31 protein-coding genes are annotated in these 26,928 nt (G+C 27.1%); 11 read left to right on the forward strand and 20 right to left on the reverse strand.

Translation table 11 applies throughout. From position 1 onward, the window contains the following. The first annotated feature begins 13 nt into the window (after positions 1-13). From phoU to JRV97_RS00115, 3 genes are read left to right on the forward strand one after another with little or no spacing between them, the layout of a single operon-like run. Positions 14-676 carry a phosphate signaling complex protein PhoU gene (phoU, locus tag JRV97_RS00105; RefSeq protein ID WP_280999048.1) on the forward strand — a complete coding sequence of 221 codons (663 nt, stop codon included), beginning with the start codon at positions 14-16 and terminating at the stop codon, positions 674-676. A 10-nt stretch (positions 677-686) separates the two neighbouring features. Beyond that, positions 687-1,364, forward strand: a complete 678-nt coding sequence (locus JRV97_RS00110) for a response regulator transcription factor (protein ID WP_280999050.1) — start codon at positions 687-689, stop codon at positions 1,362-1,364. Between the two features lies 1 nt (position 1,365). After that, positions 1,366-2,313, forward strand: a complete 948-nt coding sequence (locus JRV97_RS00115; protein ID WP_280999052.1) for a sensor histidine kinase — start codon at positions 1,366-1,368, stop codon at positions 2,311-2,313. Between the two features lie 2 nt (positions 2,314-2,315). Here the strand turns inward: JRV97_RS00115 and JRV97_RS00120 are convergent, their stop codons facing one another. From JRV97_RS00120 to JRV97_RS00185, 14 genes are all read right to left on the reverse strand, one after another. Then, positions 2,316-4,127 (reverse strand): UvrD-helicase domain-containing protein, encoded by a 1,812-nt coding sequence (locus JRV97_RS00120; RefSeq protein WP_280999054.1) that lies wholly within the window; start codon positions 4,125-4,127, stop codon positions 2,316-2,318. A 13-nt stretch (positions 4,128-4,140) separates the two neighbouring features. Then, positions 4,141-5,337, reverse strand: a complete 1,197-nt coding sequence (locus JRV97_RS00125; RefSeq protein WP_280999056.1) for an L-cysteine desulfidase family protein — start codon at positions 5,335-5,337, stop codon at positions 4,141-4,143. A gap of 29 nt (positions 5,338-5,366) precedes the next feature. Beyond that, positions 5,367-6,242 (reverse strand): DMT family transporter, encoded by an 876-nt coding sequence (locus tag JRV97_RS00130; RefSeq protein WP_280999058.1) that lies wholly within the window; start codon positions 6,240-6,242, stop codon positions 5,367-5,369. 153 nt (positions 6,243-6,395) lie between these two features. After that, positions 6,396-7,511, reverse strand: a complete 1,116-nt coding sequence (locus JRV97_RS00135) for an NADP-dependent isocitrate dehydrogenase (protein ID WP_280999059.1) — start codon at positions 7,509-7,511, stop codon at positions 6,396-6,398. Positions 7,512-7,528: 17 nt separating this feature from the next. Continuing rightward, the gene (proB, locus tag JRV97_RS00140; RefSeq protein WP_280999060.1) at positions 7,529-8,578 is read right to left on the reverse strand and encodes a glutamate 5-kinase; all 1,050 of its coding nucleotides are present in this window, start codon (positions 8,576-8,578) and stop codon (positions 7,529-7,531) included. Position 8,579: 1 nt separating this feature from the next. Next, positions 8,580-9,824 carry a glutamate-5-semialdehyde dehydrogenase gene (locus tag JRV97_RS00145; RefSeq protein WP_280999061.1) on the reverse strand — a complete coding sequence of 415 codons (1,245 nt, stop codon included), beginning with the start codon at positions 9,822-9,824 and terminating at the stop codon, positions 8,580-8,582. Positions 9,825-9,834: 10 nt separating this feature from the next. Next, positions 9,835-10,614 carry a pyrroline-5-carboxylate reductase gene (gene proC, locus JRV97_RS00150; protein WP_280999063.1) on the reverse strand — a complete coding sequence of 260 codons (780 nt, stop codon included), beginning with the start codon at positions 10,612-10,614 and terminating at the stop codon, positions 9,835-9,837. A 4-nt stretch (positions 10,615-10,618) separates the two neighbouring features. Then, positions 10,619-11,116 carry a 3-isopropylmalate dehydratase small subunit gene (locus JRV97_RS00155; protein WP_407081603.1) on the reverse strand — a complete coding sequence of 166 codons (498 nt, stop codon included), beginning with the start codon at positions 11,114-11,116 and terminating at the stop codon, positions 10,619-10,621. Then, a complete protein-coding gene (locus JRV97_RS00160; protein WP_280999065.1) occupies positions 11,116-12,366 on the reverse strand; it encodes a 3-isopropylmalate dehydratase large subunit in 1,251 nt (416 codons plus the stop codon). The genes JRV97_RS00155 and JRV97_RS00160 overlap by 1 nt, the downstream gene beginning before the upstream one ends. Before the next feature lies 1 nt (position 12,367). Then, a complete protein-coding gene (locus JRV97_RS00165) occupies positions 12,368-13,486 on the reverse strand; it encodes a citrate/2-methylcitrate synthase (protein WP_280999066.1) in 1,119 nt (372 codons plus the stop codon). Between the two features lie 299 nt (positions 13,487-13,785). After that, positions 13,786-14,562, reverse strand: a complete 777-nt coding sequence (locus JRV97_RS00170; RefSeq protein ID WP_280999067.1) for a transporter substrate-binding domain-containing protein — start codon at positions 14,560-14,562, stop codon at positions 13,786-13,788. A gap of 209 nt (positions 14,563-14,771) precedes the next feature. Continuing rightward, positions 14,772-15,467, reverse strand: a complete 696-nt coding sequence (locus JRV97_RS00175; protein ID WP_280999068.1) for an amino acid ABC transporter ATP-binding protein — start codon at positions 15,465-15,467, stop codon at positions 14,772-14,774. Continuing rightward, the gene (locus JRV97_RS00180) at positions 15,464-16,204 is read right to left on the reverse strand and encodes an amino acid ABC transporter permease (protein ID WP_280999069.1); all 741 of its coding nucleotides are present in this window, start codon (positions 16,202-16,204) and stop codon (positions 15,464-15,466) included. Before JRV97_RS00180 ends, JRV97_RS00175 begins: the two co-directional genes overlap by 4 nt. A 1-nt stretch (position 16,205) precedes the next feature. Beyond that, positions 16,206-16,982 carry a transporter substrate-binding domain-containing protein gene (locus JRV97_RS00185; RefSeq protein ID WP_280999070.1) on the reverse strand — a complete coding sequence of 259 codons (777 nt, stop codon included), beginning with the start codon at positions 16,980-16,982 and terminating at the stop codon, positions 16,206-16,208. Positions 16,983-17,331: 349 nt separating this feature from the next. Here JRV97_RS00185 and JRV97_RS00190 point away from each other — a divergent pair, with 349 nt between their 5' ends. Further along, positions 17,332-17,844 (forward strand): ferritin, encoded by a 513-nt coding sequence (locus JRV97_RS00190; protein WP_280999071.1) that lies wholly within the window; start codon positions 17,332-17,334, stop codon positions 17,842-17,844. Between the two features lie 126 nt (positions 17,845-17,970). Here the strand turns inward: JRV97_RS00190 and JRV97_RS00195 are convergent, their stop codons facing one another. The 6 genes from JRV97_RS00195 to JRV97_RS00220 form a co-directional block, all read right to left on the reverse strand. Beyond that, positions 17,971-19,107, reverse strand: a complete 1,137-nt coding sequence (locus tag JRV97_RS00195) for a family 1 glycosylhydrolase (RefSeq protein WP_280999072.1) — start codon at positions 19,105-19,107, stop codon at positions 17,971-17,973. A gap of 13 nt (positions 19,108-19,120) precedes the next feature. Then, positions 19,121-19,576, reverse strand: coding sequence for a secondary thiamine-phosphate synthase enzyme YjbQ (locus tag JRV97_RS00200; protein ID WP_280999074.1), 456 nt, complete (start codon positions 19,574-19,576; stop codon positions 19,121-19,123). Between the two features lie 12 nt (positions 19,577-19,588). Beyond that, complete coding sequence (locus JRV97_RS00205) at positions 19,589-20,650, reverse strand: YqeG family HAD IIIA-type phosphatase (protein ID WP_280999076.1); 1,062 nt, start codon at positions 20,648-20,650, stop codon at positions 19,589-19,591. Further along, positions 20,625-20,870, reverse strand: coding sequence for a DUF4911 domain-containing protein (locus JRV97_RS00210; RefSeq protein ID WP_280999078.1), 246 nt, complete (start codon positions 20,868-20,870; stop codon positions 20,625-20,627). The genes JRV97_RS00205 and JRV97_RS00210 overlap by 26 nt, the downstream gene beginning before the upstream one ends. A 69-nt stretch (positions 20,871-20,939) precedes the next feature. Then, positions 20,940-22,220 (reverse strand): PhoH family protein, encoded by a 1,281-nt coding sequence (locus tag JRV97_RS00215; RefSeq protein WP_280999080.1) that lies wholly within the window; start codon positions 22,218-22,220, stop codon positions 20,940-20,942. 1 nt (position 22,221) lies between these two features. After that, positions 22,222-22,791 (reverse strand): 3'-5' exonuclease, encoded by a 570-nt coding sequence (locus JRV97_RS00220; RefSeq protein WP_280999082.1) that lies wholly within the window; start codon positions 22,789-22,791, stop codon positions 22,222-22,224. A 179-nt stretch (positions 22,792-22,970) separates the two neighbouring features. Here JRV97_RS00220 and rpsF point away from each other — a divergent pair, with 179 nt between their 5' ends. The 7 genes from rpsF to JRV97_RS00255 all read left to right on the forward strand — a co-directional run bounded on the left by rpsF (position 22,971) and on the right by JRV97_RS00255 (position 26,924). Beyond that, complete coding sequence (rpsF, locus tag JRV97_RS00225; protein ID WP_280999084.1) at positions 22,971-23,354, forward strand: 30S ribosomal protein S6; 384 nt, start codon at positions 22,971-22,973, stop codon at positions 23,352-23,354. Between the two features lie 13 nt (positions 23,355-23,367). Next, entirely contained in the window at positions 23,368-23,871 is a 504-nt protein-coding gene (locus JRV97_RS00230) for a single-stranded DNA-binding protein (RefSeq protein ID WP_280999086.1), read from the forward strand. Positions 23,872-23,884: 13 nt separating this feature from the next. Further along, positions 23,885-24,112, forward strand: coding sequence for a 30S ribosomal protein S18 (gene rpsR / locus JRV97_RS00235; RefSeq protein WP_280999088.1), 228 nt, complete (start codon positions 23,885-23,887; stop codon positions 24,110-24,112). Positions 24,113-24,234: 122 nt separating this feature from the next. Then, positions 24,235-24,684, forward strand: coding sequence for a 50S ribosomal protein L9 (gene rplI / locus JRV97_RS00240; protein ID WP_280999090.1), 450 nt, complete (start codon positions 24,235-24,237; stop codon positions 24,682-24,684). A 6-nt stretch (positions 24,685-24,690) separates the two neighbouring features. After that, complete coding sequence (locus tag JRV97_RS00245) at positions 24,691-25,530, forward strand: MBL fold metallo-hydrolase (protein ID WP_280999092.1); 840 nt, start codon at positions 24,691-24,693, stop codon at positions 25,528-25,530. Between the two features lie 22 nt (positions 25,531-25,552). Beyond that, positions 25,553-25,981, forward strand: a complete 429-nt coding sequence (locus tag JRV97_RS00250) for an NfeD family protein (RefSeq protein WP_280999094.1) — start codon at positions 25,553-25,555, stop codon at positions 25,979-25,981. A gap of 13 nt (positions 25,982-25,994) precedes the next feature. Then, a complete protein-coding gene (locus tag JRV97_RS00255; RefSeq protein WP_280999096.1) occupies positions 25,995-26,924 on the forward strand; it encodes an SPFH domain-containing protein in 930 nt (309 codons plus the stop codon). Positions 26,925-26,928: the final 4 nt, after the last annotated feature.

The raw sequence follows: 26,928 nt of genomic DNA on the forward strand, positions 1-26,928 counted from the left end.
TGGAGGTTAAAATATGCAAAATGTACATCATTTTGAAAATGAATTATTAATATTAAAAGCGGATATATCCAAAATGTTATCTCTTGTTTTAGATTCATTTAATATGGCTATTGAATCACTTGAGAAAAATGATGAGATATTAGCAAAAAGAGTTTTAGATTTAGATGATAATATCGATGATATTAATAGAAAAATAGAAGATGAAGTTTATCAAATTATCGCAAGATATAATCCATTAGCAAAAGAATTAAGATATATTATTACTATGATTAAATTTTCTAATAATCTTGAAAGAATAGGAGATTTATCCTGCAATATAGCTCAAAAAGTTTTTGGATTTAAAAAAATAAACTTCATACCATATCTAAATGATGATATGCTAAAAATGATTGGTTTATCTTTAGAAATGTTAAAAGAGGTTTTTAAAGCCTTTAATGAAAGAAATATAGAATTAGCTATTGAGATTTGGAAAAAAGATAATATTATAGATAATTTAGAAATTGAAATTAGAAAAGATATTTTAAAAGAATTTAAAGAAGGGAAATATGATGAAAACATTATTATTCCTTACGCTTTAATTGCAAGAGATATTGAAAGAATCTCTGACCAGGTAACTAATTTATGTGAAGAAATAGTATATATTGAAAAAGGTGAAAAAATAACAAATCTATTATAGGAGGAAAACTATGCCTTCGATTTTAATTGTTGAAGATGATAAAGACATTAGAGATATTTTAAAAACATATTTAGAAATAGAAAAATTTGACGTTTATGAATCTGATTCAATCAACGCCATGAATAGATTTTTAAAAAATAATAAAGTGGATATTATTTTATTAGATATTATGCTACCAGATGGAGAATCTGTAGATATTTTGCCTTTTATTAGGTCAAAGAATAAAAATACCGGAATTATAATTATTTCTGCTAAAAATACTGATAGGGATAAAATTTATGGAATAGAAAATGGTGCTGATGATTATATCACAAAACCTTTTAATCCAAGAGAAGTTATAGCAAGGGTTAGAGCTCTTTTAAAAAGATTAAAAAATGATGATGAAAAACTCCAATTTGGAAGTTTAGAAATATTTTCAAATAATTATACAGTAAAATATAAAGGAAAAATTGTTGATTTAACGGCTAAGGAATTTGAAATATTATATTTATTAGCAAAAAATTCTGATAAAATATTCACCAGAAATGATATTATCAATAAGATTTGGTTTGATGATGATTTTATTACTGATAGAGTAGTGGATGTTCATATTAGTATGATAAGATCAAAAATTGGGAAAAATTGGATAAAGACTATTAGAAATTTAGGATACAAGTTTAATAAATCTGCTGATGAAATCGGTGATTAACATGATTTTTAATACTTTAGATTTTCTCGATGTGATGATTATTGAATTAGATGGCTATATAATTAAAAGAGCTAATAAAATAGCTCGAGAGTACGGATTCAAAAAAGGGATTGAAATAATAAGTGTTTTTACTTTCAATGAAATAGATAATCTTATATCTCACATAATTAATAAAGAAGATTATTTTCTGGAAACAACTATATATTTTTTTCAAGGTTCCAGTAAATTCTGTAAGATTTCATTTTTAAAAGATGATTCTACAATAATTATAGAGGATAAAACCGAAAAAGAACTTATAAAGCAAGTAAAGGCAGATTTTATTACAGCTTTATCTCATGAATTGAGAACTCCTTTATCTGTTGCAAAAGGAAATCTCTTTTTGATAGAGGATTTAAATAAAAAAGATAAATTAAAAGAACCTATAAAAAAAGCTAAAAAAGCCATATCAAGAATAGAACGAATATTAGATCAATTAACAATGCTTTCCATGGCTGAATTTGGTAATTATATGATTAAAGTAGAATTATTTGATCCAAAAAAAGTTTTCCAGGATGTTATTTCGGATCTTGAAAATAAAATTAAAGAAAAAAATATAGAATTAATATTTAATTCTGAAATTGAATTAATGCAGGGTGATCCTTTTATAATATATACTATTTTAAGAAACCTAATATCAAATGCTGTTAAGTATTCTCACAAAAATTCAAAGGTTTATGTAACTATAACTAATAGCGAAATCATTGTAGAGGATAACGGAATCGGGATAAGAGAACAAGAAAAAAACAGAATTTTTGAACGTTTCTTTAGAGGCACAGATTCAAAAAAATACGCCAATGGTTCTGGCCTTGGTTTAGCAATTGTAAAATATTTATGTGAATTAGCAAATTATAAAATTAGCTTTGAATCTCAATGGATGGTAGGTACAAAGTTTATAATAAAATTAGCTTGAGGTTACTCCTCAAGCCTTTTATTTATATCTATATTAAATATTTCTTTGTTCGAATATATTTTTAATTCTTTTTTTGCTCTTGTTATAGCAACATAAAAAAGATTAATTTCATCAATTATATATTGATGTTTAAAATGTCCAATAATTCCATTAATTAAATTTTTTAAATGTGTGCTATAATTTTTTTGAAATTCTTTAACTGTTTTATATTTTTCTTTTTTTAGTAATTCTAATATATTTTGAAAATCGTGGCAAATTATGACTTTATCCCATTCTAATCCTTTACTCGTATGAGCTGTAGTTAAAAAGACTCTACCTTTGTTTCTTGAATATTTTTCTTCCGCACTTTTCAAAAGATCGAATAGCTTTTCTTCATAATCTTCAACAATATTTATGGCAGAAATTAACTCATAATCTTCAAACTCTTCTGCATAATCCTTTAAATTATCAAGAGATTTGAAATTCAACAGCCATTTTTCATTTACATAATCCTTGTATTTCTCATCTTTAAGATATTTAATAAAATAATATATATTAATTGGAAGATGAAAAATTTCTTTTGGAGATCTGATCAACTTTATTTCATAATCTTTAAACTTCTCTATTAATTTTATAAGCGTTGCATTTGTTCTGGTAATATAACATATATTTTCTATATTTTTATCGTTATCTTCTTTAAAAGATATTATTTCTTTTTCTTCTGATTTGAAATTTTTTAAAATAAAGTTTGCTTTATCTGCTATGTAATTTGAGAATCTAAATGTTTTGGTTAAATATAGAATTTCAGCATTTATTTCATTTCTAATTTTATATAATGCATTTATTGAACCTCTAAAAGAATAAATTTGCTGATGAGGATCACCTACAATTATTTTTTTCCCTCTTAAATTTTTAAAAATATCCAGTACTACTTCATTTGTATCCTGTGCCTCATCAAGTAGAACATAATCAAATTTAATATAATTAATATATTTTTTTATATTCATTTGAAAATATTTCAGATAAACATTATGAGTTATATCCAATTTTTTATCCATATATAAATCCCAAATTTTAAGTATTTTATCTTTTATATAGTCTTTTTGTTCTCTGATAATTTTTAACTTATGATTAGAATTCAATATTTCCTCTATCGTTTCATCTGAAACATTAGTAAAATTCCCATTACAAAAATCATTAAATGCTGTTTTTACCAAATCAGCAATAAATATATCTATATTTAATATTTTTGATATTTCAGAAGTATTTAATTCTTTTCCCAACTTTTTGAAGTTTAAATCTCTTTTAGCAAATTTATAGGCTAAACCATGTGTTGTTAAAACTTTTACATTATTTAATTTTGCCTTTTTTATTTTTTCTTCTATTTCCACTTTAACTGATTTATTAAAGGCAAGAAATAAAAAGCTTTTATTCTTTAATGCATATGCTATACTTAAAAGTGTTGTTGATTTTCCAGATCCAGCAAAAGCATTTATTATTAGATTATTATTTTTTGCTTTTTTTATTATCTCAATTTGTTCATTTGTTAATTTAATATAATTTTTTTTATTTTGAACAAGTGAATTTCCAAATTCTGTATTTTCAATCTCTTCAATATATAATTTATAAAAATCTATTTTTTTATTTTTTTTCCTTTTCTTTTTATTTCCAAAATCCCATCCACAGTTCCAACATTTTTTTATGTTATCTTTCATAATTTCATTACATCTGGGACATTTTTTTGTTAAAAAGAAACTATTACAATTTGGACATATTTTTTCATTATTTTCCACTATTTCATCACATTTGGGACACATTTTTATTCCAGTACTCAAAATTTCACCTCTATTAACATTTGCCAATAAATTCTAAAACATCCTCATCAAATTTCTTTATAGATAATGTTAATTTACCAATTCTTTTTATTGTTTCTTCAACATCTTTAGCCGCAATACCATTTCCACATGGAATATTTGCGTTATTTAAAGCTAATTCTGCACTCTGCAATGCAACAAATGTTCCTGTCCCTGCTTTTAATGCACAGCCTTTTTTAGCCCCATCACATGTTAAACCAAAAAGTGTAGATAGAACATTATTTATTGCATTTTTTATTTGCCCAGCACTACCACCTTTTAAATATACAATTCCTGCAGAAGCTCCTGCAGAAGATATTGAGCCCGCACCACATATTGGCGTTAATACACCTGTATAAGATTTAATATAAATTGTAATTAACATACTTAATAGAATAGCTTTTTTTACTTTATTTTCACCATATTTTTCGCCTATTTTTATTAGCGGTAATGTACATGATAAACCTTGATTTCCACTCCCAGCAACCGTCATAACAGGAAGTAATTCACCACTCATTCTTGCATCAACAGCTGCCTGAACTATGTTCACAGGCTCAAAATTTAAAATATTACCAAAATTTCCTGGTGTTTTTAACCCTTTTTTTGCTATTTCTGTATTTATCGTTATAGCCTTTTCAACTAATTCTATAACCTCTTTTTCTGGATTCTCTATATATTCTAAAAAATTATCAATATTATATTTTTTTATACTTTCCAATAATGTTCCACCTTTTTCAAATGGTTTATCAATAATAGGGTTACCATTTTCCTCTATGTGCACTATATTATCATGTGTTCCTTCAATTATAACATTAACTTTATTTTCTCCTTCTAATATGCAATTCACTTTTAATCCTATATAATTTTTATCAACATCAACATTTATTTTTCCTAAGATTTTATGAGATGTATCTATACATTCCTGATTTACATGCTTTAATACTTCTAAACCCAACGCAGCTTCACCACATGTATATGCTAAAGCTGCAGCAATTTCAAGTCCTATAAATGGTGTCCCGGGAATATTGACTTCTAACCCATTTTTATATGTATTTTTATCAAGAATGATTTTTATGCTCTCTAAGTTCCCCTTTAAATATTTTTTTGCTGTTGCAACTGCTAATGCCACTGCTATTGGTTCAGTACAGCCATATGCTGGTTTTACCTGATCAAAAATAATATCTTTCAACATCTTTATTCCCCCCGTTTATATATTTTTATTTAGGTTATTGATTGAGATTCAACATTTGAAATATCTATAATCGGCGCAAGACCTACCATAATAAATCCCAATATTTTCAGAGCATTAAAAGGTTCATGAAAAAATATTGCAGATAATATAGAAGCAAAAACTAGTTCTAAAGGCATTAGTAAAGATAATGTATGTGATTGTAATCTTTTTAATGCTATAAAATTTAAGGTTAAAGGTACAAATGTTGCCAAAACGGCAAGTATAAAACCTGCTAATAAAAATTTATTATTCAATGTATATATTTCGTTATTTCTGATTACAAAAAGTAAGTAATATATAAATGCCCCAGTAAATGTATAAAAAGCATTTTCAAAAGGGTTTGAGTTTTCTTCTTTTATTTGTTCGCTAACAGAAACTATAAATAAAGCATTTACAAATGAACTAAACAATATTATTAATGTTCCAAATATTATATTTGGATTTTCAATCAATGCCCTCTCACCAAGATTGGCTATAATTACTCCCACGAATGAAATTGCAACTGCAGACGCATTTACTATATTAATCTTCCTTTTTGTAGTTTTTGTTTGCAATATTGAGACAAAAATAGGGTTTGTAAAGTAAATTACTGTAGCATATGCTGGATTTAAGTATTGTAATCCTATAAAAAAAGCATAAGCAGCTATTCCATAATTAACAATACCAAGTATCGAAAATAATATAAATTTTTTTAAATGAAATTTATATCCAGCAAATATAAAAATCATACCTGATATTATAAAAGAAAAAAGAAATCTCAAAAATAAGATTTGAGATACTGTTGCTCCTATATTAAAGGAATATTTTCCTAATACTGAAGTTACAGAAGAAGAAAACGCAGATAAAACAGCTAATAAATAATGCAATTTAATCACTCCAAAAATTTTTTCGTATCTCGTTTATTATATAATTTTTTTGTTTTTTTTTCAATACAAAATAACACAAAAAATATTGAAGTTTTCAATAATAAAAAACTCTTCCTTTTCAGGAAGAGTTTGATTAATTTTTATAATGGATATTTAAAATTCCTCTATAATTTTATTTGCAAATTCAATTGCAGATAAAGATTTTGATGAATCTGAGGAAATATCAGGAGTAGAATAACCATTTTTTATAGTAGTTTCAATAGATTTTTTTATCAATTCAGCAGCTTCGGTATAACCAATGTATTCTAGCATCATTACTCCTGATAAAATAAGTGAGGTTGGATTAGCCATTTCAGGATTTTTTATTCCAGGTGCTGTCCCGTGTGTTGGTTCAAATAAAGCTATTTCATCTCCAATATTAGCGCCTGGAACTATACCTATTCCGCCAATTTGAGCCGCTGCCGCGTCCGACAAATAATCACCGTTCAAATTTGGAGTTATTAAAATATCAAAATTTGATGGATTTAATAATAATTGCTGAAACATGTTATCAGCTATAATATCATTTACCATAATATTTTTATTTTCTAATTGTTCTTTGAATTCATCAACTACTTCATAACACCATTTTCTAAAATTACCTTCGGTGTATTTCATTATATTCCCTTTATGAACTATTGTTATTTTTTTTCTATTATTTTCTAATGCATATTTTATTGTTTTTCTCATAAGCCTCTTTGTTTTAAACTCGCTTATAGGTTTTATACCAATTGAAGCTTTACTTAAATTTGTTCCAAATTTTTCATTTAATATTTTTATTAATTCATTTGATTCTTTAGAGTCCTCTTCCCATTCAATACCAGCATACACATCTTCTGTATTTTCACGAAAAATAATAATATCAACATTTTCTGGATTTTTTACTGGAGCTTTAATTCCAGGTATATATTTAACAGGTCTTATACAAGCATATAAATCTAACTTTTGCCTCATTGCTACATTCAAACTTCTATAACCACTACCTATAGGTGTTTCAAGTGGACCTTTTATTCCTATTTTATATTCCTTTAATAAATCTAACGTTTCTTTTGGTAAAAGAGTTCCAAACTTTTTAAGAGCTTTTTTACCTGCATATGTTTCCTTCCAAATAATTTTTTTCTTTCCAGAATATATATAATCAATAGCTGCGTTCCAGACTTTCATAGCAGCTTTCATAATGTATGGACCAATCCCATCACCTTCGATATATAAAATTGTTATTTCATCCATTTTTTCACCGCCTATTTTCATAATATTACAAGATTATCAGCATGAATAAATTCTTCATAATCATAATTACCTAATTTTTGAATTTCTTCACTTTTTTTACCCAATATATTTTTACTTTCCAAATATGAATAATTAGAAATACCTTTTGCTATTATTTTATTTTCATAATATATATTTACAGCATCACCTTTTAAAAATTTCCCTTCTACCTTTTCAATTCCTATTGATAATAAACTTTTTCTCTTTAAAATTGCTTCTTTAGCACCTTTATTTATATATATTTTCCCTTTACTATGAGACAAATAAGCAATCCAAGCTTTTTTATTTTTCATTTTTTTATTTGGCAAGAATATCGTTCCAGGATTTTCACCATATATAAATTTTTCTATATTTCCTAAATTCTTACCATTACATATACATGTTTTTACTCCAGAATTTGATGCCATTTTTCCTGCTTCTATTTTGGAATTAATTCCACCTGTTCCAAACGACGTTTTTTTTATTTTTAATAATTCTTCTTTCTCATTGTAATTTTTTATAATATTTCCATTTTTATCATAAATCCCATCAACTGAAGTCAATATTACTAATCCATCCGCACCCCAACCAATAGCAAAATAAGCAGATAACATATCATTATCACCAAATTTGATTTCTTCTACAGATATTGTGTCATTTTCATTTATTATTGGAATTATATTAAATTGGTTTAGCCCTATTAATGTATTTTTTAAATTTAAAAATCGATCTCTATATGAGAAATCATCTTTTGTTAATAAAATTTGGGCTATTTTTTTATTATAAAAGTCAAAAGCTTGCTCATATATTTTCATTAACTGTACCTGCCCAATTGCGCACAATGCTTGTTTTTGAGCTAAACTTTTTATAGGATTCAAATTCAAATATTTTAATCCTGCAGCATTTGCACCAGAAGAAACAATAACGACTTTTTTGTTATTATCCATTAATTTAGACACAATAGAACTCAATTTTATTATGAATTTTTTATTTATTTCCTTCTCTTTAACAAGTAAATTACTTCCTATTTTAATTACTATTTTTTCCATTTTAGTCCCTCACATTATAATTGCCTTGAATTATATATTTATATGTAGTTAATTCTTTTAAACCAACTGGTCCTCGAGCATGCATTTTTTGAGTACTTATACCCATTTCTGCTCCCATTCCAAATTCTCCACCATCTGTAAATCTTGTTGATGCATTAATATATACTGCTGCAGAATCTATTTCATTAACAAACTTCATTGCATTTAAATAATTTTCTGTTAATATGGACTCAGAATGACCTGTTGAATATTTTTTTATATGATTAATGGCCTCATTTAAATCTTCAACAATTTTTATTGAAAGAATTAAATCAAGATACTCCGTAGCCCAATCTTCTTCTGTAGCTTTTTTTACTTTTATGATACTTATGGTTTTTTCACAACCACGAATTTCTACAGATTTGCTTTCAAGTTGTTCTTTTAATGCTGGTAATATTTTTTCTGCAATATTTTTATGAATTAATACAGTCTCAACTGTATTACATGTGCCTGGTCTTTGTGTTTTTGCATTATCTATTATGTCAATTGATTTTTCGATATTTGCTGATTCATCTACAAATATATGACATATTCCAACACCTGTTTCTAAAACAGGAACGGTAGAATTTTTTACTACAAAATCTATTAATCCTTTACCTCCTCTAGGGATTATTAAATCAATATATTCATTTAATTTAAGCATTTCATTTACTAATTCTCTATTTGTGTTTTCTATTAATTCGATAGAATTTATAGGTATTTCAGAATTTCCCAACCCATCTTTTATAGCTTTTACAATAGCTTTATTAGAGTTTATTGCATCTGAACCTCCTCTTAATAATACTGAATTTCCGGATTTTAAGGCTAATATTGTAGCTTCTAAAGTAACATTAGGTCTAGATTCATATATTATACCTATTACACCTAAAGGAACTCTTACTTTACTTATTCTCAAACCATCTTCTCTTAAAAATGAATCGAACATTTCACCCACTGGATCTTTTAAATTTACAACCGTTTTGCAAGCTTCTATCATCCCTTTAATTCTTTTCTCATTTAAAGCTAATCTATCTATTAATGATTTTTTTATTCCTTTTTTTTCTGCTATTTCTACATCTTTTTTATTTTCTGTTAATATATATTCTTTATTTTTTTCTATTGATTTAGCTATTTCTAATATGGCTTTATTTTTTTGTTTTGCATTTAACGTTTTTAAAATATTAGAACTTTCTTTCAAATTTTTCGCTTTTATTATTAATTCACTCATTTTTACCACCTCATAATTCTTTATTTTTTAAATATGATTCATATACTGCCTTCATAATTGCACCTTTAGTTCCTTTTTGTTCTAATTCATATAAACCCTTAATGGTTACTCCACCAGGAGAAGATACTCGGTATTTTAACTCTGATAAATCTATTTCCTCTTTTTCTAAAAAACGTATTGATCCTTCAAATGTTTTTAAAACAATATCCTTAGCAGTATCTGCATGTAACCCTATATTTATAGCCCCTTCTATAAAACTTTCGAGTATGAATGCTACAAATGCTGGTCCGCTGCTGTTCAATATTGTAAACGCATCAAATTTTTCTTCTTCTAATTCCAATACTTTCCCAAGGGGTTTTAATAATTCTATGATTTCTTTTTTTTCATCTCTTACAATAGTTTCATGAAAAGCTATTGCTGTGACTCCTTTCCCTATTTTAGAAATTACTGTTGGCATTATTCTAACTACATTATTTTTTTTTGATTTTTCTGATATTTCATTTATTTCTTTTCCTGCTGCGGTACTAATAATATAATTCCCGTCTTCTTCTAATTCTGATATTTCTTTAAATACTTCATCAATATGTTGAGGTTTTACAGATACAAATACATACTTTGAATTTTTATATACATCTTTTATTGATTTGCATATTTTTATATTTCCTATTTTTTCATATTTTTTTAATTTTGATCTAGTTCTATTTATTATATGAAAAGTATGTTCTTTATTTTGTAAAGTTTCTAACAACATACTACCAATATTTCCTATTCCTATAATTCCAATATTCATGTTCTCACACTCCATAATTTCCATATTTTTTTATATATTCATCTATGCCACCAATTTCAAGTATTTTATTTATGAATTTTGGAAAAGGTATGAATTTATATTCTTTGTTTTGAGTTAGATTATTTATTATTCCTTTTTCTGTATCAACTTTTAATATATCGCCTTCATTAATTTCATCAACTTCTTTTAATTCAATTACAGGCAATCCAATATTAATAGAATTTCGATAAAAAATTCTTGCAAATGATTTTGCGATAACACATGAAACACCGGAAACTTTTATTATTCTTGGAGCATGTTCTCTTGAGGAGCCTAACCCAAAGTTTTTCCCACCTACTATAATGTCACCAGAATTAACTTTTTTAGCAAAATCTTCTCTTGCATCTTCTAATACGTGTTTAGCTAACTCTTTAAGATTTGAACGCAAATGAAAATATCTTCCAGGTGCTATATGATCAGTTGAAATATTATCTCCAAATTTCCATACATTTCCTTGTAATATCATTCTAATACCTCCCTTGGATCTGTTATATAACCTGTTATTGCACTTGCTGCAGCAACTGCAGGAGAAGATAAATATATTTCTGAGTTTGGATTTCCAGCTCTTCCGTGAAAGTTTCTATTTTGTGTAGACAACACTTTTTCACCATCTGCAGGTACTCCAGCATGTACTCCAACACAAGGGCCGCATCCAGGTGGTAGGATGGTGGCTCCTGCTTTAATAAACGTATTAATTAATCCCTCTTTTAAAGCTTGGAGATATACATCTTTTGAAGCTGGTGCAATAATTAACCTTATATCATCTGATTTTTTTCTGTTTTTTAAAATATTGGCGACAATTCTCAAATCTTCAATTCTTCCATTTGTACATGTCCCAATGTAAACTTGGTCAATTTTTACACCTACAGCATCTTTTATATTTCGTGTGTTATCTACTGTATGTGGAAATGAAACCTGAGGTTCTATTTCGGATAAATTTATTTCAATTGTTTTTTCATATTTTGCATCCGGATCTGCGGTTATTTCTTTATAATCTTTTTCTCTGCCTTGTGATTTTAAATATTCTTTTGTTATTTCATCTGTTGGGAATATACCCACTTTTGCTCCAGCTTCCACAGCCATATTTGAAATTGTCAATCTGGATTCCATTGAAAGATTTTTAATTCCATCACCATCAAATTCTAAAGCTTTATATGTTGCACCATCAGCACCAATCTTCCCTATAAAATATAAGATAATATCTTTTGCATAAACACCTTTAGACAATTTTCCTTTTAAAATTATTTTGAATGTTTCAGGAACTTTTAACCAGACTTTTCCTAAACCATATGCAAGGGCAATATCTGTTGATCCCATACCAGTTGCAAAAGCTCCTAAAGCTCCTGCTGTACATGAATGTGAATCAGCTCCTACAATAACATCTCCTGGTTTTGCATATTTTTCAGCAACAATTTGATGTGATATACCTTCACCTATATCATAAAGGCCTGCAGAAGACTTTTTACAAAATTGTCTGAGTTTTTTTTGTGTATTGGATAATTCTTTTCTAGGACTTGGAGAAGCATGATCTATAAAAACTAAAGATTTACTTTTCACATCATCAAAATTTAAATAATTAAATTGATCAACTGTTAGTGGTCCTGTTCCATCTTGAACAAATGCTAAATCAATATCTGAAATGATTATTTCTCCTGCTTTAACTTCTTTTTTTGCATGTTCACTTAATATTTTTTCTGCTATTGTTTTTCCCACTTTATTCAACTCCTTTCACTTCTTTATATTTTAGATTTTTTGGGCCATTGTATATAGCTTTTGGTCTAAATATTCTATTATTTTTGCAATATTCCATAGCATGTGCTGTCCATCCCACAATTCTGGCCATTGCAAAAATAGGAGTAAAAAATTCTTTTGGAATACCAAAGTAGTTATAAAGAATTCCAGAATAAAAATCTACATTTGGATAAATCTTTTTATCTTTAAATTTGTTTACTACTATTTCCTCTACTTTTAAGGCTATTTCAAAATACTTTATGTTATTGTTTATAAAGATTTCTTTTATCCAATTTTTTAAAATTTTTGCGCGAGGATCGTATGTTTTATATATTCTATGGCCAAATCCCATTATTTTTTCTTTTTTTTCAATTAGATTGTTTATATAAAACTCAACATTTTCTATACTACCAATTTCATCGAACATTTTTAAAACTTTTTCATTCGCACCACCATGTAAAGGTCCTTTTAATGTTCCAATAGCAGTTGTTATAATAGAATAAATATCTGATAATGTTGATGCTGTAACTGTAGATGCAAAGGTTGAAGCATTCATTCCTTGTTCTTCATGTAGAATTAAAGCTTTATCAAATAAATTAAAATGTTCTGGAATTTTACCGAACATCATATATAAGAAATTTTCTGAATGTTTTAAAGATTCTTTAGGTTTAATTAAAGGTAAATCGTTTCTTATTCTATACCAGTACGCAATTATAGTTGGTATCTTTGCCGTTAAGTTAATAGCGTTTTCAAAAGTTGAATTTTCTTTTTTTGAATACATACCTAACATTGAAACAACACTTCTTAAAACTTCCATAGGATGAGAATTTTTAGGAAATAATTTCATCATTTCTATTATTTGGTTAGGTAATTCTCTTTTTTTAGATAGCATTGAAATTAAAAAATCCAATTCATTTTCATTAGGCAAAGAACCAAACCATATTAAATAAGCAGTTTCTTCAAAATTAGAATTTTGTATCAAATCTTCAATTTCAAAACCTCTATAAACTAATTTACCCTTTTCTCCATCAACACAGGAGATTGAACTAATAGCTACTGCTACACCATCCAAACCATATTTAACTTCAAATTCAATATCCATCATTTCACCTCCTTGAAAATAAAAAAGGCCACACTTTTTAAGTGTGGCCTTAGGATTACCTTAAGTAAAATATAGCTATACACCGAACTTAAGGTGTTGTGAAGGCCACACCTTGGGTTCGGGTTGATTATTTAATGTATTTATTAAATTAAATAAAGAAAGGATAAATATTTTCATTACAATAACCTCCTATATCTATAAAAATTATAGATAACTTTTAATGAATTCTAACATATATATTATTAAAAGTCAAGTGAATTTTTACAATTATATTTTAGTAACTGAATTTTAAATATATTTTAATTATTTCCCCAATTATAATTTAATATCCATTCTTGTTTTAATTCTTCTAATGTTCCATCTACTTTCAATGTCTCTATAACAGTGTTTAACCATAAAAGTAAATCTATATCTTTTTTGTTCACAGCTATACCGAGGTTTTCTTTTGTTAATAATTCATTAATCATTTTCATGGAAGGATATTTTTTTACTAAAGTACCAAAATATAAATCATCAAATACCATAGCATCAGCTTTTTTTATAATTACCTGATAAGCAGCAGCATCAACAGTTTCAAAAGTTAGAATTTTAGCTTTTGGAAACATTTTCCTTGCAACAATTTCCCCAGTTGAACCCAGTTGGACAGCAATTTTAACTTTAGACCCCATATTTTTAATGTCTTTTATTGTTAAGTTGGAATATTTTTGTGAATTAAACATTAAAGCCTGTCCAGTTTGATAATAAGGTATTGTAAAATTAACTTTTATAGCTCTTTCAGGAGTTATAGTCATAGCAGCCAAAATAATATCAAACTTATTTGCCATTAAAGCAGGAATTATCCCATCCCAATTAGTTATAACAAATTTGACTTTTACACCTAAAAAATCTGCTAAAATTTTCGCAAAAGCAATATCGTGTCCAATTCTTTTACCATTAATATCAATTCCATAGAATGGGGCATAAGCAGGATCCTGACCAACTAACAAAACACCACGTTTTTGAATTTCTTCGATTTTTCCACTAAATATGCTAATTGAAATAATAACTACCAAGATAAATAATGCTAATTTTTTCATAATATCTACCTCCTAATAAAGTTTTTTTAAATAAATAAAAAAGCCACACCAAATTATGGCGTGGCCTCTGATTTTCCTTGAGCAGCATCACAACTCAAGGTGTCAGCCTGAGGCCACACCTGAAATGATGATGTTTGAAGTTTTGATTTGATTTATAATTATAGGCAAAGAAAAGTTTTTCCATATTAACCACTCCTATACTCTAATTTTTAAGCTATTTCGTATTTTAATTCTGTTTTGAAAAATGTATCGGGATCCATATTTTCTAATATTTTCCCATCTTTCATAAATATAATTCTATCTCCAGCTTTTTTAGCAAAATCAACTTCATGTGTAACTACTAACATCGTTTTTCCGCTATTAGATAGTTCTACCATTGTTTCTTTTACTTCATATACTAAACTAGGATCAAGTGATGAGGTTGGTTCATCAAATAATATTATTTCTGGGTCCATCGCTAAAGCTCTTGCTATACCTGCCCTTTGTTGTTGGCCGCCTGATAATTGAGAAGGAAAATTATAAGCTTTATCTTTTAAATGAACTTTCTCTAAAACATTAAGAGCAATTTCATATGCTTCGTCTTTTTTCATCTTTTTAGTTCGTATTAATCCCAATGATATATTATCTATTATTTTTAAATGAGGAAATAAATTATGTTGTTGAAAAACAAAACCTATTTTTTGTACCAAGGTTTTTCTTGAATAATCATAAATATTTTTTTCTTCTAAAGCAATTATTCCTTTTTGATATTCTTCTAAACCAGCTATACATCTTAATAATGTTGATTTTCCAGAACCTGATGGGCCCATTATTACTAATACTTCTCCCTTTACAACTTTAAGATTTACACCCTTTAAAACCTCAAGGTTTCCAAAACTTTTCTCTAAATTTTTTATTTCAATCATACTATTGCAAACCTCCTTTCAAAATATTTCCCTAATAATTGCAATAATGCAGTTATTGTAAAATAAAATACTGCTACTGTAATATATGACTCAAATGATGCAAAGGAAGAGGTGGCGATTTGTCTTCCTACCATTGTCAATTCCTGTAATGCTATAACAGATGCTAGAGAACTATCTTTTACCAAGCTAATAAATTGTCCTGTTAATGCAGGTAACGTAGTTCTAAAAGCTTGAGGTAATAATATATCTATATATAGATAAAATGTATTTAATCCTATTGTTTTTGCTGCTTCAACTTGACCTTTTGGTACAGCTTCAATACCACCTCGAATAATTTCAGACACATAAGCACCTTCAAATAAAGATAATGATACTATCGCACCAATCATTGCACTTATTTCTATCATTGAACCTATACCATAATAAACAATCAATATAATAACTAATAAAGGTATATTTCTAAAAATTGTTGTATATGTATTTGCAAATTCTTTTAAAATTTCGTACTTAGATGTTTTCATAACCCCAAATATTATCCCTATAATCATTGCAAAAAATATTGAAAATACTGATATTTTTAAAGTCATATAAAAACCCTCTAAGTATAGATTCATATATTTAAAAGGAACCTTTTGCCAATTAAACGGATATGTTTTTGACATTTCAATATAGAAGACAGCTAGAATAATTATTAATACGGCATAAGCTATAAATTTTTGTATGTAATTTTTGTTCAACTTATTCACCCCAATCGTAGTCTACCATCCATTTTTGTTTTAATTGATCTAATGTTCCATCTGTTTTTTTACATTCTATAAATGTGTTTATCCATAATAATAAATCTAAATTTTCTTTTTTTACAGCTATACCTAATTTTTCTTTGTTCAATAATTTACCAATAGTTTTTATTGATGCATATTTTTTTGAAATTGATCCATAATATAATTCATCAAATACTAATACATCCGCTTTTTTAGTTATTATTTGATATGCTGCAGCATCAACTGTTTCAAAAGTTAATATCTGTGCTTCCGGGAAAAACTTTCTTGCCGCAAATTCACCAGTTGTTCCTAATTGAACAGCTATTTTAGCTTTTTTACCCATTTTTTTAAGTTCATCTATAGTGATACCATTTGGATATTTTTGTGTATTATAAAATATAGTTTGTCCAGTTTCATAGTATGAAGTTGAAAAGTTAACTTTTATAGCTCTTTCAGGAGTTATTGTCATACCAGCTAATACAAAATCAAATTTATCGGCTAATAATGCTGGAATTATACCATCCCAATTTGTAATAACAAATTTCAACTTAACGCCTAAAACTTCTGCCATCATTTTAGCCAAATCAACTTCATAACCTATTCTTTCACCTTTAGTATTTACACCATAAAATGGTGCATATGCTGGATCTTGACCAACTAATAATACTCCACGTTTTTGAATTTCTTCAATTTTACCGCCAAAAATAGTAATAATGGAAACGACCATAATCAATACAACCAATAACTTTTTCATAATCTCTACCTCCTTATATAATTTTCTTTTAAATAATAAAAAAGGCCACACCAAATTATGGTGTGGCCTCTGATTTTCCTTGAGCAGCATCACAACTCAAGGTGTCAGCCTGAGGCCACACCTTGAGTGATGTCTTAATATTATATTTGAGTTAATATTATTAATAATTAATAAATAATTCTTTTTCATAATTTCTCCTCCGGAATTTTTTTCTTATTATAGCATAAATTTGTTCTCATGTCAATGTATTTTGTAATTTTAATCTTTTATTAACTTTTTGGTAAATTTGATTTTTTTTAATAAAAATGATATAATTACAATAGCGTAGAAATTACAAGGGGGTGTTTTAATGATATCAAAAACTATGGAAGAAGCATTAAATAAGCAAATTAATGAAGAAATGTTCTCTGCTTATTTATATTTGTCAATGGCTGCCTATTTTGAAGAAATTGGCTTAAAAGGCTTTTCAAATTGGATGAGAGTACAATATCAAGAAGAAACATTTCATGCAATGAAAATGTATGATTATTTATTATCAAGAGGAGGAAGTGTTAAACTTCACGCAATAGCTGAACCTCAAAAGGAGTGGAATTCACCATTAGAAGTTTTTAAAGCTACTTTAGAACATGAGAAACATATTACTAAATGTATAAATGATTTAGTTGATATCGCAGAGAAAGAAAGAGATAGAGCTACATTTAATTTCTTGCAATGGTATATTGATGAGCAAGTTGAAGAAGAGGCTAATGATGAAGAAATTATACGCAAGCTCGAATTAATAAAAGATAATCCAAATGCTTTATTTATGTTAGATAGAGAATTGGCATCAAGAGTTTTTAACGAACCAACGACAAAAGAATAAAAACTAATAAAAGCATCTGTGTTTAACAGATGCTTTTATTTATACTATTTATAAAATATTTTGTGTTTAAATTAAGTTTATTTACAATTTGTAATAAAAACATCTGTGTTTTAATAGACGTTTTTATTATTGTGTATATTTTTCAAGATATGATGGAATCCCATTGTTGTTGATTATATTGGAAAATATTTTCCCGCTTGATCTAATATGAATTTTTATATTTTCATAATCATACTCGTACAAACCATATTTAGCGGAAAAACCATTTTCCCATTCAAAAAGATCAAATAATGTTTTATGATGGAAACCAAAAACTTTTATATTTTTCTTTAAGGCTTCATATATATTTGTTAATACTTTTATCAAAAATATCGATCTATATATATCATTTTCATCCGCAATACCTGTAGATAATATTAATATAGGCTTATCATGTATTTTTAGTTTTAATAGATTCTTTAGTATTTCGTCTGGATTTATGTTTTTGCCTATATCATCTTTTTGAATAGGTTTTCCTTCACTAAAATTATCATCCCCATCATAACTAATAGAAAAGAAATCCATATATTTTAATATGTTATTTTTTCTATACTCTATCTCTTCATATGCTATATTTTTGGTTAGTGAAATCTTTGAGTATCTATTTTCTTTTTTTATCATTACATAAATTTGTTTATGTAAATTATAAATATTGTTTATAAAAGTTTCTTTCTTTTCATTATATTTACTATATGAAGGAAAACTTTTGTCTTCAAATGTCTTTTTTATAAATTTACCTGGCTCAAAAAAAGTTATATAATAATCTACAATATTGCCTATGTTTTTCAACAATAATTCAACATATTCCAAAAAAAATTTAAAATTTTCTTCTTTACCAAAACTTCCTTTTTCTTCAAACCACACTGGCAATGTATAGTAATTTAAAATTAATATTGGTTCTATACCTTCTTTTTTTAAATTAAGAATAAAATTTTTATAACTTTCCAATTTTTTATAATTAACAAATCCCATTTCTGGAACTATCTTAGCCCATTCTAACGAAAATGATAAAGAATTGTATCCCATTTCTTTTGAAAGTTTAAGTATTTCATTAAATAAATTTTTATTAATATTATTTAAAACATCTAAACCAGTACCATCTTTTATATGGCCTTTTTCCTGCCATATATCCCAATTAGTTTTTTTATTCATTTTTTCAATTTGATAAGAAGAAAATGTACTACCCCACATAAATCCTTTTGGAAAAGAAATGTTTTTTTCCATTTTTATCACCTATTTATTCATTTGTTATACCAAAAGCCTTTAGAATAACTCGTTTATTTCTTTGACCATCAAATTCTGCATAAAAAATTTCTTGCCATGGTCCTAAATCAAGTTCTCCATCTGTTATTGGCACTATTATTTGATGATGCATAATCAAATTTTTTAAATGTGCATGCCCGTTTATTTCACCAGTTCTATGATGTTTATAAGGATAATCTTGAGGAGCTAATTTTTCTAACCATTCTTTTATATCCTCAATTAAACCTGATTCATAATCATTAATATACACAGCTGCTGTTAAATGCATTGCAGAAACCATTACATATCCATCAATAACTTTGGATTCTCTTACAAAATTTCTTACTTCATCCGTAATATGTATAATTTCAATAGGCTTTTTTGTATTAAACCATAAATATTTAGTAACACTTTTTACTTTATTACCAAAAACCTCTCTATCTATCGACATATAAAATTCCCCCTAAAATTTAGGTTTTTCTCTCATTGTTTTTATACTAATTTTTTCGAAAAATCTTAAAATTTTTGTAAAAAATCTTTCTTTATTTGACAATGGTTTCACTTTTATAGTATAGAATCCATTTTTATTTCCTGCAATTATATCAGTAAAAAGTTGATCCCCTATTAATGCAACATGTGTTGATTCAATTCCAAATTCTTTAATTCTTTTTTTTATTCTAAAAGTAAAAGGTTTTAATGAATACCCCATTACTTTAATATTATATTTTACCAATTGCTCTTTGATTCCTTCAAATCTGTATTCTTTACCATTTGAAGCAATCATAATTTTAAAATCTTTTGATATTTTTTCAAATAATTTTATTATTTCTTCAGGTAATTTCTCAGAACGCCATGTTGTTAAAGTATTATCAAAATCAAATATTAATAATTGATAATTCTTATTTTTTAATTTTTTATAATCTATATCAAAAACAGAATCTACAAATTCATTTGGAACAGCTAAATCCATAACTCTAAAAAACCAACCCAATGTATAAAAAAATATAAAGTAAGTAATCTTTGATATTATAGCAACTGTTTTTTTGTAAAAAGAATCTATCTCATATGTATAAGGATTAACTAAAATCGTATATAATCTATTTTTATTACCTACTAAAATATCTGTAAAAAAAAGATCACCTATTAATACTGTTTCTTCTGGTTTTGAATTTATATCTTCTAATACTTTTTTTAGTTTTTTTGAAAACGGTTTTTTCATTCTCCAATAAATTTTTACTTTTCCATAAGTTTTTTCTTTTACATTGTTAATTCTTTCTTCAGGTCCATTGGATACAACTGCTATTTTAAATCCCATGCTAATAAGTTTATTAAATAATTTAACTGTTTTTTCATCTATTTGTTGTTTCCATGGAGCTAATGTAAAATCATAATCAAATAAAATTGTAGAAAATCCAAATTTTTTTAATTTTTCATAGTCTATATCAAAAATCGTAGAATGATGTTCATATGGAATTGGAATATACTTATAATAATTTTTCCTAGACTTCGCCGTTGTTTGGCTCAACCCTTACTACCTCCAAATCTGTCATTTCTTTCAATGAATTTATTAATTTCAACGATTCATCTAATGTATCTTTAGGGCATATTATTTTCATTAGGTTATTTTCAATAACATTTCTTACATTCATTAAATTATCAACTGATTCCAATAAATACGTAACAAGATGAATATCTTTTCTCCTTACTTTTACATATACATCATATTCTAATACTTCTTGTTGCATCAAATCACCCTCTCATAAATTCTTTTTATCTATCAAAATATATTTTACATTAGATTTCTTAAAACTTTTTTACAAAAGTTCTGCAGCTTTAGTAGCCAATTCTGATCTTTCACCTTTTATTAAGTATATATGTGCAGCTAAATCAGAATCTTTAAATTTCGTAGAAACATAAGTTAACCCATTTGATGAAAAACCTAAATATGGATTATCTATTTGGAAAGGATCTCCTGTTAATACTATTTTAGTATTTTCTCCTACTCTTGTTATTATAGTTTTTATTTCATGAGGAGTTAAGTTTTGCGCCTCATCTATTATCATGTATTGTTCTGGTATTGATCTCCCTCTAATATAGGATAACACTTCTATTTCCAATATATCTTTTTTTTCAAGATATTCATCTGGTTTTTTACCTTTTCCCTGAAATAAAAATTCAAGATTGTCATAAATTGGTTGTAGCCATGGTTTCATTTTTTCAGCAATAGAGCCAGGCAAAAATCCAATATCTTTTCCAACAGGAACTACAGGTTTTGATATCAACAATTTTTTATATTTTTTTTCATCAAGAACTTTATTCAAACCAACTGCTAAAGCTAATAATGTTTTCCCTGTACCTGCACTCCCCACAAGCGTAACAAGAGGAATTTCATCATTTAGTAGAGCATCAAAAGCAAATATTTGTTCTCTATTTCTTGGATTTATACCAAAAACTTCTGTAAAATATGACACGTTCAATTTAACTAACGATTTTTCTTTTTTTGAATACCTATAATAATTACCATCATTTAAATCAAAATAAGTATTCGGTGATGGTTCTTCCTCTAAATCTAATAAATTGTAATTTATTCTATCTTTTTCTATTAATTTTTTATCCACATTTAAATTTACAAACCCCGGAAAATAGTTTTCATATTCTACTCTATCAGTTAAATAATCCTGTGCTATAATCCCTACTGCTTCTGCTTTTATTCTTAAATTCAAATCTTTTGTAACCAAAAATGTAGGAATATTACTTTCTTTTTTTAATTCTATTGCATATAATAAAATCCAATCATCCATTTTCTTCCCCAAATATTGTGGAATATGAATACCATTTTTTTCTAGTGTTGCTATTTTTAAAGTACCACCATTTTCTAATTTTATTCCTTCTCTCAAACTTCCTTTTTTCCTTAAATTATCTAAAACTCTATTTACTTCACGAGCTGCTGCACCGGTTCTTTCACCTCTAGTTTTCAAATTATCTATTTCTTCAAGTACAGGAAATGGAATAATTACATTGTTATCCTGGAAATTAAACATAGCCTTTGGATCATGAATTAATACATTAGTATCAAGAACGAAGTTTTTTACCATACTATCCCCTCCATTTTTTTATAAAATCACCCAGACTTTTTAACCCAAATTTCTTTATAAAAATTAAAAACAATTTAGCAGTCATCAAAGCATCTTCATAAGCTCTATGGGATCTTCCAACATAAATATTAAATTTTTTAGAAAGATGTTCTAATGAGTATGGTCCTCTCTCTAAAAGAACTTTTGCAATTTCTAATGTGTCTATATAATAATTTTCTACAGGTAATATCCCACTTTCTTTGGCTGCAACATCCAAAAATAACATATCCATTTTCGCATTATGAGAAACAAGTATTGTATTTGCAATGTATTCTTTAAACTTTGGAAAAATTTCAATCATTGTAGGTGCATTTTCTATATCTTTATTGTTTAACTTATGAAACTGAGAACCTTCAACTGGAATCCTTATTTTCGGATTAACTAATGTATGAAACTCAAATTTCCTTTTTATTTTTCCATTGAATATTGGAATTGCAGCAATCTCAATAATTCTATCTCCTAAATCTGGCTTTAAGCCTGTAGTTTCCAAATCAAAAGATACGAATACTTGTGTATCAAGATTATACATCATTAATACCTCCTATAATTAGTATAGCATAATTTTTTCTAACTTGCAATTTTAGTTTCAAAAAGTTATTAATTTGAATAACATTAGGTTAAATATTTCAAAACACAGATTTTTTTTGGTATAATATATTGGCAAAAATTCCGCTCTTATAAAGGGGCCAAATTGTCCGAGGAGGTGTGGTAATGAAAAGGATTTATGAAGTAATGTTTATTGTTTCTCCAGAATTATCTGAAGAAGCTAGAAACACTGAAGTAGAAAAGGTAAAAGGTTGGATTGAAGAAAAGGTTGGAGGAGAAATCCAACACTGGGAAAGATGGGGCATGAGAAAATTAGCTTACAGAACCCATCAAGGTTATACTGAAGGCGATTACACTTGGGGCATTTTTAAAGCCGAACCTAATAAAGTAAATGAATTAGATGGACTTTTTAGAATTAACAGTCAAAACACTTTTAGATGGCAAGTATTTAGAAGAGAAGATTTAGAAAAAGCTGAAAAAAACAAAGAAAAAAAGGCAGCTGAAAGCCAAGAGGTTGTTGTTGAAGAACCTGTAAATTCTGAAGAATGATAGGGATGAAATTATGAGTTATTCATTTAATAGAGTCATTTTAGTAGGAAGGCTTACACGTGACCCTGAGGTTAGAATGACTACTTCAGGAGATAAAGTAGCCAATTTCACATTGGCTGTAGATAGGCCAAACTGGAATAATGATTACAATGGTCAGAAAACTGATTTTATAAGAATAGTTGTATTCGGCAAAAAAGCTGAATTTGCAGAAAATTATTTAAAAAAAGGTGTTTTGATTCTCGTAGAGGGTGCTTTGAGAATAAATAGCTGGAGAGATCAAAACAATAACTATAAAGAAAGAGCAGAAGTTTCAGCATCAAGTATTCAATTTATGGAATCAAAAGCTAGCAGAGATGCATATATAACAGATAATTTCGAAAACAACTCTCAAATTGAAGTAGTTGAACCGAATATTGAAGAAATATCAGATGATTTAGACGATTTTTCTAACGATGATTTTCCGCAATTTTTCCCAATAGATGATAATGCGGAAGATGATACTCCGCCAAATTTTTAGGAGGTGAATATTTATGGCATTTAATAGAAGACCAAGAAGGGTAAAAAAATGTAAATTATGCTCAATGAAAGTTGAATATATCGATTATAAAAATATAGATTTATTGAAAGATTTTATTAATGAAAAAGGTAAAATTATTCCAAAAAGATTAAATGGTAATTGTTCAAAACATCAAAGAATGGTTAAAACTGCTATTAAAAGAGCAAGACAAATGGCTTTATTACCTTTCATAAACGATTAATCAAAGGAGGCTTTGCCTCCTTTTTTTATATATTGATGTCTTAAAATTTATACGTTAAATTTTTAAAGTAATTATGGTATACTTAGTATATAATATAAAAGTATTTCATGGAGGGTGAAAATATGAAAGTTATGTTATTAAAAGATGTTGCGAAAGTTGGTAAAAAAGGTGAAATTGTTAAAGTTTCTGATGGCTATGGAAGAAATTATTTAATCCCAAGAGGGTTAGCTATTGAAGCTAAAGAAGGAGAAATTAAACATGTAAAAAAAATTCAAGAAGTAAAAAATGAAGTAAAACAAAAAAGAAAAGAAAAAAATGAAAAACTTTTGAAAAAATTACAGGAAAGGGTTTATAAAATAAAAATTAAATCTGGTGCGAATGGCAAATTGTTTGGTTCTATTACAGCAAATGACATAGCCAAATTAATAAAGGAATCTACAAATGTGGATTTTGACAAAAGATGGTTTGCAGAAAAAGTTGGTATTAAAGAAATTGGTTTATATACATTAAAAATAAAATTACCTGAAGGAGTTAAAGGTGAGATTAAGTTAAAAGTTGAACCTTTGGAATAATGGATGGTGAATATTTTGGAATTTATAATTCGATCAAAAGCATTATATACAACCTGGATATATTATAAACCAGATAGACTTTTATTTGATGTTGGAGAAGGAATAAGTGCTGCATTGGGTAATAAAATATATAGTATTGAGAAGATATTTATTTCACATTCACATGTAGATCATATTGCAGGGTTATGGGGATTTATTAATACTCGTAATAATGCAATGGGAAGTCGTGAAAAAAATTTAGAAATATATTATCCTAAAGGGTCCAAAAATATAGAAGAATATTTAAATTTTATTAAAGGAATGAATAGATATTTAAGATTTAAATTAATTACAAAGGAAATTGAACATGGAGATAATATCCCGTTAAAAAATAATAGATTTTTAAGAGCATTTAAAACACGTCATACACCTGGCGAAAAATCTCTTGGATTTCAGATTCTTGAAAGACGAAAAAAATTAAAATCTGTATATAGCAATTTATCAGGAGAAGAAATTAAAAAAATTATTTCAGAAATCGGTAAAGAGAACGTCCTGGAAGAATATGTTAAAAAGATCGTTACTATTAGTGGTGACTCTTTACCTATATCTCCAGATATTATAGAAGATTCTGATACTTTAATTCATGAATGCACCTTTATAAAAGAGTCTGACAGAAAGTTAAGAAATCATACTTCGTTAAATGAAATTAAAAAATTATTGAATTCAATACACCCAAAAAGAGTTATTTTATACCATATATCTAGCAGATATAATAGGTTGATTAATAAAGTTAAAAGAGATTTAACTGAAAATTTTAGCGATATAGAGTTTCACATCGTTCACCCAGAAGAAATTTCTATTATTTAGATTGTATGAGAGGGGGGAAACTATGCTAGAATGGCAATTCTGGATAATATTGGGGATTATTTTTATAATACTTGAAATTATTACACCAACTTTTTTCTTTTTCTGGTTCGGCTTGAGTGCTTTTATAACTTCAATTCTAGGAATATTTATCACAAATAAAATTATCACATCTATTATTTTTATTGTTTTATCTACTATTTTATGGCTATTTTCGAGAAAAATTGTAAAAAAATGGATAAAACCTGTTCAAAACAAAAATTTCCATCTTGATGAATTAATCGGGAAAATCGGTATCGCTCTTACAGATTTTGATAAAGAAAATTCTGGAATAGTTAAGGTATTTAGTGAGGAATGGAGAGCGTATTCGGAAAATGAAGAAATAAAAAAAGGGGATAAAGTTATCATTTTAAAGAGAACTTCAAATATCTTAATTGTAAAAAAACAACTTTAAGGAGGGGGATGTTATGTATTTATTGGGTATTATAACGCTATTTATACTTATTTTAGCTGCTACGAGTTTAAAAATTATTAGGCCATATGAAAAAGGTTTGATTGAAAGATTAGGTAAATTTCATAGAGAAGCACAACCAGGGTTACAATTTATTATTCCATTTCTTGACAGAATGATAAAAGTAGATATGAGAGAACGCGTAATTGACGTTCCACCACAGGAAGTTATTACTAAAGATAATGTTATTGTTACTGTAGATGCAGTTATTTATTATGAGGTAACAGAAGCTTTTAGAGTCATATATAATGTAAGTAATTTCGAAATTGCTGCTATAAAATTAGCTCAAACAAATTTAAGAAATGTTATTGGTGAATTGGAATTAGATCAAACATTAACTTCAAGAGAAATGATAAATACTAGATTAAGAGAAGTTCTAGATGAAGCTACTGATAAATGGGGAGTTAAAGTTACAAGAGTTGAAATCAAAAAAATTGATCCTCCAACTGATATTATGGATGCTATGAGTAAACAAATGAAAGCTGAAAGGATGAAAAGAGCTGCTGTTCTTGAAGCAGAGGGATATAAACAGGCCGCTATATTAAGAGCTGAAGGAGATAAAAGATCTGCTATTTTAAAAGCTGAAGGGCAAGCAGAATCAGTTAAAAGAGTTGCAGAAGCACAAAAATATAAGTATGAAGTTGAGGCCGAAGGACAAGCACATGCTATTATAAATGTATTTAATGCTATTCATGAAGGAAAACCTACAACAGATCTTTTAAGAGTAAAATATTTAGAAGCATTAAAAGAAATGGCAAATGGAAAAGCTTCAAAACTATTTATACCTTACGATGTTATTGGTGTCCTTGGTTCAGTAGCTACTTTATTTGAAGCAAATTCTGCTAAAAAAGATATGATGAATGAAGAAAAAGGGAAGGAGAAATAAATAA

The sequence above is a fragment of the Marinitoga aeolica genome (assembly GCF_029910535.1).
In the GTDB taxonomy this organism is placed as follows: Bacteria; Thermotogota; Thermotogae; order Petrotogales; family Petrotogaceae; genus Marinitoga; species Marinitoga aeolica.

What these genes read in the sequence shown, in the direction of transcription:
- phoU (WP_280999048.1), top strand. Translation starts at nt 14, where the DNA reads ATGCAAAATGTACATCATTTTGAAAATGAATTATTAATATTAAAAGCG.
- JRV97_RS00110 (WP_280999050.1), top strand. Translation starts at nt 687, where the DNA reads ATGCCTTCGATTTTAATTGTTGAAGATGATAAAGACATTAGAGATATT.
- JRV97_RS00115 (WP_280999052.1), top strand. Translation starts at nt 1,366, where the DNA reads ATGATTTTTAATACTTTAGATTTTCTCGATGTGATGATTATTGAATTA.
- JRV97_RS00125 (WP_280999056.1), bottom strand. Translation starts at nt 5,337, where the DNA reads ATGTTGAAAGATATTATTTTTGATCAGGTAAAACCAGCATATGGCTGT.
- JRV97_RS00135 (WP_280999059.1), bottom strand. Translation starts at nt 7,511, where the DNA reads ATGGATGAAATAACAATTTTATATATCGAAGGTGATGGGATTGGTCCA.
- proB (WP_280999060.1), bottom strand. Translation starts at nt 8,578, where the DNA reads ATGGAAAAAATAGTAATTAAAATAGGAAGTAATTTACTTGTTAAAGAG.
- JRV97_RS00145 (WP_280999061.1), bottom strand. Translation starts at nt 9,824, where the DNA reads ATGAGTGAATTAATAATAAAAGCGAAAAATTTGAAAGAAAGTTCTAAT.
- proC (WP_280999063.1), bottom strand. Translation starts at nt 10,614, where the DNA reads ATGAATATTGGAATTATAGGAATAGGAAATATTGGTAGTATGTTGTTA.
- JRV97_RS00165 (WP_280999066.1), bottom strand. Translation starts at nt 13,486, where the DNA reads ATGGATATTGAATTTGAAGTTAAATATGGTTTGGATGGTGTAGCAGTA.
- JRV97_RS00170 (WP_280999067.1), bottom strand. Translation starts at nt 14,562, where the DNA reads ATGAAAAAATTAGCATTATTTATCTTGGTAGTTATTATTTCAATTAGC.
- JRV97_RS00175 (WP_280999068.1), bottom strand. Translation starts at nt 15,467, where the DNA reads ATGATTGAAATAAAAAATTTAGAGAAAAGTTTTGGAAACCTTGAGGTT.
- JRV97_RS00185 (WP_280999070.1), bottom strand. Translation starts at nt 16,982, where the DNA reads ATGAAAAAGTTATTGGTTGTATTGATTATGGTCGTTTCCATTATTACT.
- JRV97_RS00190 (WP_280999071.1), top strand. Translation starts at nt 17,332, where the DNA reads ATGATATCAAAAACTATGGAAGAAGCATTAAATAAGCAAATTAATGAA.
- JRV97_RS00195 (WP_280999072.1), bottom strand. Translation starts at nt 19,107, where the DNA reads ATGGAAAAAAACATTTCTTTTCCAAAAGGATTTATGTGGGGTAGTACA.
- JRV97_RS00200 (WP_280999074.1), bottom strand. Translation starts at nt 19,576, where the DNA reads ATGTCGATAGATAGAGAGGTTTTTGGTAATAAAGTAAAAAGTGTTACT.
- JRV97_RS00210 (WP_280999078.1), bottom strand. Translation starts at nt 20,870, where the DNA reads ATGCAACAAGAAGTATTAGAATATGATGTATATGTAAAAGTAAGGAGA.
- JRV97_RS00215 (WP_280999080.1), bottom strand. Translation starts at nt 22,220, where the DNA reads ATGGTAAAAAACTTCGTTCTTGATACTAATGTATTAATTCATGATCCA.
- JRV97_RS00220 (WP_280999082.1), bottom strand. Translation starts at nt 22,791, where the DNA reads ATGATGTATAATCTTGATACACAAGTATTCGTATCTTTTGATTTGGAA.
- rpsF (WP_280999084.1), top strand. Translation starts at nt 22,971, where the DNA reads ATGAAAAGGATTTATGAAGTAATGTTTATTGTTTCTCCAGAATTATCT.
- JRV97_RS00230 (WP_280999086.1), top strand. Translation starts at nt 23,368, where the DNA reads ATGAGTTATTCATTTAATAGAGTCATTTTAGTAGGAAGGCTTACACGT.
- rpsR (WP_280999088.1), top strand. Translation starts at nt 23,885, where the DNA reads ATGGCATTTAATAGAAGACCAAGAAGGGTAAAAAAATGTAAATTATGC.
- rplI (WP_280999090.1), top strand. Translation starts at nt 24,235, where the DNA reads ATGAAAGTTATGTTATTAAAAGATGTTGCGAAAGTTGGTAAAAAAGGT.
- JRV97_RS00250 (WP_280999094.1), top strand. Translation starts at nt 25,553, where the DNA reads ATGCTAGAATGGCAATTCTGGATAATATTGGGGATTATTTTTATAATA.
- JRV97_RS00255 (WP_280999096.1), top strand. Translation starts at nt 25,995, where the DNA reads ATGTATTTATTGGGTATTATAACGCTATTTATACTTATTTTAGCTGCT.